Source organism: Mycobacterium sp. E3247 (genome assembly GCF_001667785.1).
Taxonomy (GTDB): Bacteria; Actinomycetota; Actinomycetes; order Mycobacteriales; family Mycobacteriaceae; genus Mycobacterium.
Window position 1 is genome coordinate 22,471 of sequence record NZ_LZJG01000483.1, and the last position, 6,667, is coordinate 29,137.

The following is a 6,667-nucleotide window of genomic DNA, read 5'->3' on the forward strand; positions in this document are numbered from 1 at the left end:
AGGGTATGGCAATGGCAGACACGGCATCGATTGGCCTCAAGGTTCGCGGCAAGGTCATCGTGATCACCGGCGGCGCCCGCGGCATCGGGCTGGCCACCGCGACCGCGCTGCACAATCTCGGCGCCCAAGTCGCGATCGGCGACGTCGACGAGGTGCGGGTAAAGGAATCCGGCGCCGCGCTCGGCCTGGACGTCTACGGCAAACTCGACGTCACCGACCCGCACTCGTTCTCGGACTTCCTCGACGAGGTGGAACGCCAACTCGGCCCGATCGACGTGCTGGTCAACAACGCCGGCATCATGCCGCTCGGCCGGATCGTCGACGAGCCCGACTCCGTGACCCGGCGCGTCCTCGACATCAACGTCTACGGCGTGATCCTGGGCAGCAAGCTGGCGGTCCAGCGCATGGCTCCCCGCCGCTCCGGCCACGTCATCAACGTCGCCTCGCTGGCCGGCGAGACGTATATCGCGGGCGCGGCCACCTACTGCGCCAGCAAGCACGCGGTCATCGGGTTCACCGATGCCGCCCGGATCGAAAACCGCTCGTCCGGCGTGAAATTTTCGCTCGTGATGCCCACGTTCGTGAACACCGAGCTGATCGCAGGCACCTCCGGGGCCAAGGGCGTCAAGAACGCCGAGCCGTCAGACATCGCCGAGGCCATCGTCAGGCTGGTCGCGCATCCCCGGCCGCGGATGCGGGTCACCAAGACTGCCGGCGCGATCATCGCGTCGCAGAAGTTCATGCCGCGCGCGCTGTCGGAGGGGCTGAACCGCGCGCTCGGTGGCGAGCACGTCTTCACCGACCACGTCGACGCCGAGAAGCGCAGGGCCTACGAGTCGCGGGCGCGCGGCGAAGAGTAGACGGCGATCGCGAGCGCGGCGGAGCCGGGTGAAGCGGGTCGCCGCGATCAGGTAGTCGGCGATCGCGAGCGCGGCGGAGCCGGGTGAAGTGGGTCGCCGCCATCAGGAGTAGTCGGCGATCGCGAGCGCGGCGGAGCCGGGTGAAGTGGGTCGCGGCCATCAGGAGTAGTCGGCGATCGCGTCGGGCGCCGTTCACCGCGGGCGCGGACAATCGGCGGGGTGAGCCTCCAAACCCGGACCACCGCTGCCCTGACCGACGACCAACTCGACCTGATCAACGCCTACTGGCGCGCGGCCAACTACGTGTCGGTCGGACAGATCTACCTGCTGGACAATCCGCTGCTGACCGAGCCGCTGTCGCCCGAGCACGTCAAACCGCGGCTGCTGGGACACTGGGGCACCACCCCGGCGCTGAACCTGATCTACGCGCACCTGAACCGGGTCATCCGCGACCGGGACGCCAGCGTCATCTACGTCACCGGGCCCGGCCACGGCGGCCCGGCGCTGGTCGCCAACGCCTACCTGGAGGGCACCTACAGCGAGGTTTACACCGGCATCGAGGAAGATGCCGAAGGGCTACGAAAGTTGTTCCGCCAGTTCTCTTTTCCCGGTGGTATCCCCAGCCATGTGGCCGCCCAGACGCCCGGCTCCATCCACGAGGGCGGTGAGCTCGGCTACGCGCTGGTGCACGCCTACGGCGCGGCCTTCGACAATCCGGAGCTGGTGGTGGCCTGCGTGATCGGCGACGGCGAGGCCGAGACCGGGCCGCTGGCCGCCAGCTGGCACTCCAACAAATTCCTCAACCCGGTGACCGACGGCGCGGTGCTGCCCATCCTGCAGCTCAACGGATACAAGATCGCCAACCCCACCGTGCTGGCCCGGATCCCCCACCCCGAACTGGAATCACTGCTGCGCGGGTACGGCTACCGGCCCATCACGGTCGCCGGTGACGACCCGGCCGACGTGCACCGGCAGTTGGCCGGTGCGCTCGACGAGGCCTTCGACGACATCGCGGACATCCAACGCGCCGCGCGCGGCGGCAAGAGTCTCGAGCGTCCCGTCTGGCCGATGATCGTGCTGCGCACGCCGAAGGGCTGGACCGGTCCCAAGGTGGTGGACGGCAAGAAGGTCGAGGGCACCTGGCGGGCGCATCAGGTTCCGCTGGCCGAAACCCACGACAACCCCCAGCACCGGGCGCAGCTCGAGGAGTGGCTGCGCAGCTACCGTCCCGAGGAGCTCTTCGACGCCGACGGCAGGCTGCGCGCCGAGCTGCGGGCGCTGGCCCCCGGCGGCGATCGCCGGATGAGCGCCAACCCGCACGCCAACGGCGGCCTGCTGCTGCACGACCTCGACCTGCCCGATTTCCGCGACTACGCGGTTCAATTGTCGCGCCCGGGGACGGAGACCCACGAGGCCACCCGGGTGCTGGGCACCTTCCTGCGGGACGTGATCGCCCGCAACCGCGACCGATTCCGGCTGATGGGCCCCGACGAAACCGCCTCCAACCGGCTGGACGCCGTGTACGGGTCGACGGCCAAGGTGTGGTTGTCCGAGATCGGGCCCGACGACGAGAACCTCGCCGCCGACGGTCGGGTGATGGAAGTGCTCTCCGAGCACCTGTGCCAGGGCTGGCTGGAGGGCTACCTGCTGACCGGCCGGCACGGGCTGTTCAACTGCTACGAGGCGTTCGTCCACATCGTCGACTCGATGCTCAACCAGCACGCCAAGTGGCTGGCCACCAGCCGCGAGCTGCCGTGGCGGCGGCCGATCGCGTCGCTGAACTACCTGCTGTCCTCGCACGTGTGGCGCCAGGACCACAACGGCGCGTCGCACCAGGACCCCGGTTTCATCGACCTGGTGGCCAACAAGCGGGCCGAGCTGACCCGGGTCTACCTGCCGCCGGACGGCAACACCCTGTTGTCGGTCGCCGACCACTGCCTGCGCAGCCGCGACTACATCAACGTCATCGTCGCGGGCAAGCAGCCGGCCCTGGCCTACCTCGACATGGACTCCGCGATCGCGCACTGCGCGCGCGGGCTGGGCATCTGGCCCTGGGCGAGCACCGCCACCGGTGAACCCGACGTGGTGCTGGCCTGCGCCGGCGACATCCCGACGCTGGAGATTCTGGCCGCCGCCGACATCCTGCGCCGCGAACTGCCGGAGCTGGCGGTCCGGGTGGTCAACGTCGTCGACCTGATGCGGCTGCAGCCGGAATCCGAGCATCCGCACGGTCTGCCCGACCGCGAATTCGACGCGCTGTTCACCCGCGACAAGCCGGTCATCTTCGCCTATCACGGCTACCCCTGGCTGATCCATCGCCTCACCTATCGCCGCACCAACCACCCGCACATCCATGTGCGCGGGTTCAAGGAGCGCGGCACCACGACGACGCCGTTCGACATGGTGATGCTCAACGACCTCGACCGGTTCCACCTGGTCATGGACGTGATCGACCGGGTCGACGGCCTGGCCAGCCGGGCTGCCGAGCTGCGCCAGCGCACGGTCGACGCTCGGCTCGCGGCGCGGATCTACACCCGCGAACACGGCGAGGACGACCCGCAGATCGCGGGCTGGACCTGGGGGTCCTGACGCCGAGATTGCCGTCACGGTTGTGCTTCGGGCGCGAACGACGACCGTGACGGCAATCTCGTTGAACCGTCGCCGCGGGGGGCCGCCGGTAGACTGGCCGGATGCTCGACGCCGCCGGGACGCCCGACATTCACCATCCGGTGATCTCGCAGCTCTCGGCGCTGCACCGGGTTCGCATCCACCTCGACATCGCCGTCGTCGTCGCGGTCTTGGTGCTGACCAACCTGGTCGCCCACTTCACCACGCCGTGGGCCAGCGTGGCCACGGTCCCCGCCGCCGCCGTCGGCCTGGTCTTCCTGATGCGTGCGAACGGTCTGGACTGGGCCGACCTGGGTTTGGGACGCGAACACTGGAAGTCGGGGCTGGCCTACGCGCTGGCCGCGGTGGTCGTCGTCGCTTCGGTGATCGCCGTCGGGGTGCTGCTCCCCATGACCCGGCCGATGTTCCTCAACCACCGCTACGCCACGGTCTCCGGCGCCTTGATCGCCTCGATGGTGATCATCCCGCTGCAGACCGTGATCCCGGAGGAGCTGGCGTTCCGCGGCGTGCTGCACGGCGCGCTGCATCGGGCGTGGGGTTTCCGCGGGGTCGCCCTGGCGGGTTCTTTGCTGTTCGGCCTGTGGCACGTCGCGACGTCGCTCGGGCTCACCAGCAGCAACGTCGGGTTCACCCGACTGTTCGGTGGCGGCTTCGTCGGGATGCTGGCCGGGGTGACCGGAGCCGTGCTGGCCACGGGCGCGGCCGGCTTCGTCTTCAGCTGGCTACGCCGCCGCAGCGGCAGCCTGATCGCACCGATCGCCCTGCACTGGTCGCTGAACGGGCTCGGCGCGCTGGCCGCCGCGCTGGTCTGGCACCTGACGGCCTGACGCCCGTCACACCAGCAGCACCGCCGCGCCGGCGATGCGGCCCGCACTCAGGTCGGCCAGCGCGCGATCCGCTTGGTCCAGCGGATATTCCGGCGTGGTCACCTCGATGTGGTGCTCGCCCGCGAACTCGAGGAACGCCCGCGCGTCGGCCCGGGTGTTGGAGGTGACCGAGCGGACCTGGCGTTCCTGGAACAGATGACGCTGGTAGTTCAGCGGCGGAATGTCGGAGAGGTGAATGCCGGCGATCGCCAAAGTGCCGCCGCGGTCCAGCCCTTCCAGGGCGGGTAGCACCAGATCCCCGACCGGCGCGAATAGAATCGCCGCATCCAGCGGCACCGGCGGCGGATCGGCCGCGCCCTGCGCGGAGGCGGCGCCGAGCTGCATCGCAAGCTCACGCGCCTGGGCTCCGCGGGTCATCACGTGCACCTCGGCGCCCTGCGCCAGCGCGACCTGCGCGGTGATGTGGGCGCTTCCCCCGAAGCCGTAGAGTCCCAGCCGCCCGCCGGGCGGCAGATCCGCGCGCAGCAGGGAGCGGTAGCCGATGATGCCGGCGCACAGCAACGGCGCCAGCTCGGCGTCGGTGTAGCCGGCCGGCAACGGATGCGCGAAAGCGGCAGGGACCCTGGCGAACTCGGCGTAGCCGCCGTCGGCGTCCCAGCCGGTGTAGCGGGATTGCGGGCACAGGTTCTCGTCGCCGCGGCGGCAGTACTTGCACACGCCGCAGGTGTGGCGTAGCCACGCGATGCCCACGCGGTCCCCCACCCGGAACGCATCGCCCGCCTCGGACCCGACCTCAACAACCTCGCCCACCACCTCGTGGCCGGGCGTGACCCCGTCGCGATGCACGGAAAGGTCGCCCTCGGTGACGTGCAGGTCGGTGCGGCACACCCCACAGGCGCGCACGGCGACCAGCAACTCCAACGGCCCCGGGCGTGGCACGTCGGCGGTGACTTGCTCGAGCGGGTCGGTGTCCATCGGCCCGGGCCGGCGCACCCGCCACGCCCGCATGGTCGTGGTGGTCAGCGGTGAAGCCATTCGTCCATCATGCCGCCAACCACCACGGCCGCAACGCGGTGACCGTTATCAGGTCCGGCGCACCATGCCGACGATCCAGAGCAGGATCAGCGACCCCAGCAGCGCGGTGAAGAAGGTGAAGATCAGGCCGCCGCCGGCGGTGTTGACGAAGAAGCTCAGGATGAAGCCGCCGATCAATGCGCCGATGACGCCGATCACGATGTCCATCAGGATGCCGGCGCCGCTGCCCCGGATGATCTTGCTGGCGAGCGCACCGGCCAGACCGCCGATGATGATGTAGCCGATGATGCCGACGCTCGTGAACGTTGTTGAGCGTGCCAGATATTCGGTGGCTGCCATGACGTCCATGCGGGTCTCCTTATCGCTGGCAAAGCCCAGCTAGTTGCTGGGCCGTCACTTCGGTATACCCGCTTTGCGTAACGGAAAAGGGTCCGATTCGGAGACGGTTAGCCCATCAACCTGACGCCCGGGCCGTCAGGCCGATTGCGTCCGCTGGGGTGCGGGGGCGACGGTCGGGCTGTTCTCCCCCGCCGGTGCCGGAGCCGGAGCCGGCGAAGCCGGAGCGGGTGCGGGCGCTCCGGGGGCCGGGGCTGCTGGTGCCGGTTGGGCACCCGGGGCCACCGGTGCTCCGGGCGCCGGTGCGGCCGGAGCCGCCCAGGGCTGGATCGATTCGGCCAGCGCCTTGGCCGCGCCCTTGTCCACCGGGTCGTTGGCCGTCCCGAGCCACACCACGAACCACCGCTGCGGCGGTCCGGCGTTGGGCGAACTCGCCGCCGGCAACCCGACCACACCCGTCCAGATCTGGCCGTTGGGCTTGGACGCGTCGCTGAACTTGACCTCGTAGTACGACGCGCTGCCGGTGATGCCATTGGCCCCGGTGAGCGGGGTCGCCTCCTGGTTGATCCGGGTGCCCGGATACGGCAGGAAGAATTCACCCATGTCCGAGCCCAGCCGCACCGCGGCCTTGGCGTTGTTGGCTTCGGCGCTGGCGTAGAGCTTCTGGTCCAGACGGCCCATCACGATGCGGGTGTCGTTGGCGACGGGTGGCGGCTGGTCTGGCAGCGGCGGCTGCCCGGTCGTCTTGCTCAGCAGCGCCGAGCCGTAGTCGAGGTGGGAGGCGTCCGACTCCACCCAGCCCGGGGGCAGGACGTAGCTGAAGCCGCCGACGGCGTTGGCCACCCGGCCTGCGTTCGGGTCGACGGGAGGCGGCGGCGGTGCGTTCGGGTCGGCCGGCGGCGGGGGCGGTGCATTCGGATCGGTCGCCGCCGGCGGCGCGCCGGGCGGCGGCGCGGGCGGCGGCGGGGTGGTCGCCGGGGC

General features: G+C 70.2%; 6 protein-coding genes. 3 read left to right on the forward strand and 3 right to left on the reverse strand.

The window, feature by feature from the left end; all coding sequences use genetic code 11:
- Positions 1 to 11: 11 nt before the first annotated feature.
- The 3 genes from A9X04_RS23535 (at position 12) to A9X04_RS23545 (ending at position 4,315) form a co-directional block, all read left to right on the forward strand.
- A complete protein-coding gene (locus A9X04_RS23535; protein ID WP_067925741.1) occupies positions 12 to 860 on the forward strand; it encodes an SDR family oxidoreductase in 849 nt (282 codons plus the stop codon).
- A 219-nt stretch (positions 861 to 1,079) separates the two neighbouring features.
- Positions 1,080 to 3,449 carry a phosphoketolase gene (locus tag A9X04_RS23540; RefSeq protein WP_067925744.1) on the forward strand — a complete coding sequence of 790 codons (2,370 nt, stop codon included), beginning with the start codon at positions 1,080 to 1,082 and terminating at the stop codon, positions 3,447 to 3,449.
- A 101-nt stretch (positions 3,450 to 3,550) separates the two neighbouring features.
- The gene (locus tag A9X04_RS23545; RefSeq protein ID WP_067925747.1) at positions 3,551 to 4,315 is read left to right on the forward strand and encodes a CPBP family intramembrane glutamic endopeptidase; all 765 of its coding nucleotides are present in this window, start codon (positions 3,551 to 3,553) and stop codon (positions 4,313 to 4,315) included.
- A 6-nt stretch (positions 4,316 to 4,321) separates the two neighbouring features.
- Here the strand turns inward: A9X04_RS23545 and A9X04_RS23550 are convergent, their stop codons facing one another.
- The 3 genes from A9X04_RS23550 to A9X04_RS23560 form a co-directional block, all read right to left on the reverse strand.
- Positions 4,322 to 5,350 carry a zinc-binding alcohol dehydrogenase family protein gene (locus A9X04_RS23550; RefSeq protein WP_067925751.1) on the reverse strand — a complete coding sequence of 343 codons (1,029 nt, stop codon included), beginning with the start codon at positions 5,348 to 5,350 and terminating at the stop codon, positions 4,322 to 4,324.
- A gap of 48 nt (positions 5,351 to 5,398) precedes the next feature.
- Complete coding sequence (locus A9X04_RS23555; protein WP_067925754.1) at positions 5,399 to 5,698, reverse strand: GlsB/YeaQ/YmgE family stress response membrane protein; 300 nt, start codon at positions 5,696 to 5,698, stop codon at positions 5,399 to 5,401.
- 126 nt (positions 5,699 to 5,824) lie between these two features.
- Positions 5,825 to 6,667: alanine and proline-rich secreted protein Apa (locus A9X04_RS23560; RefSeq protein WP_067925764.1), on the reverse strand; the 843-nt coding region annotated here is incomplete at its 5' end.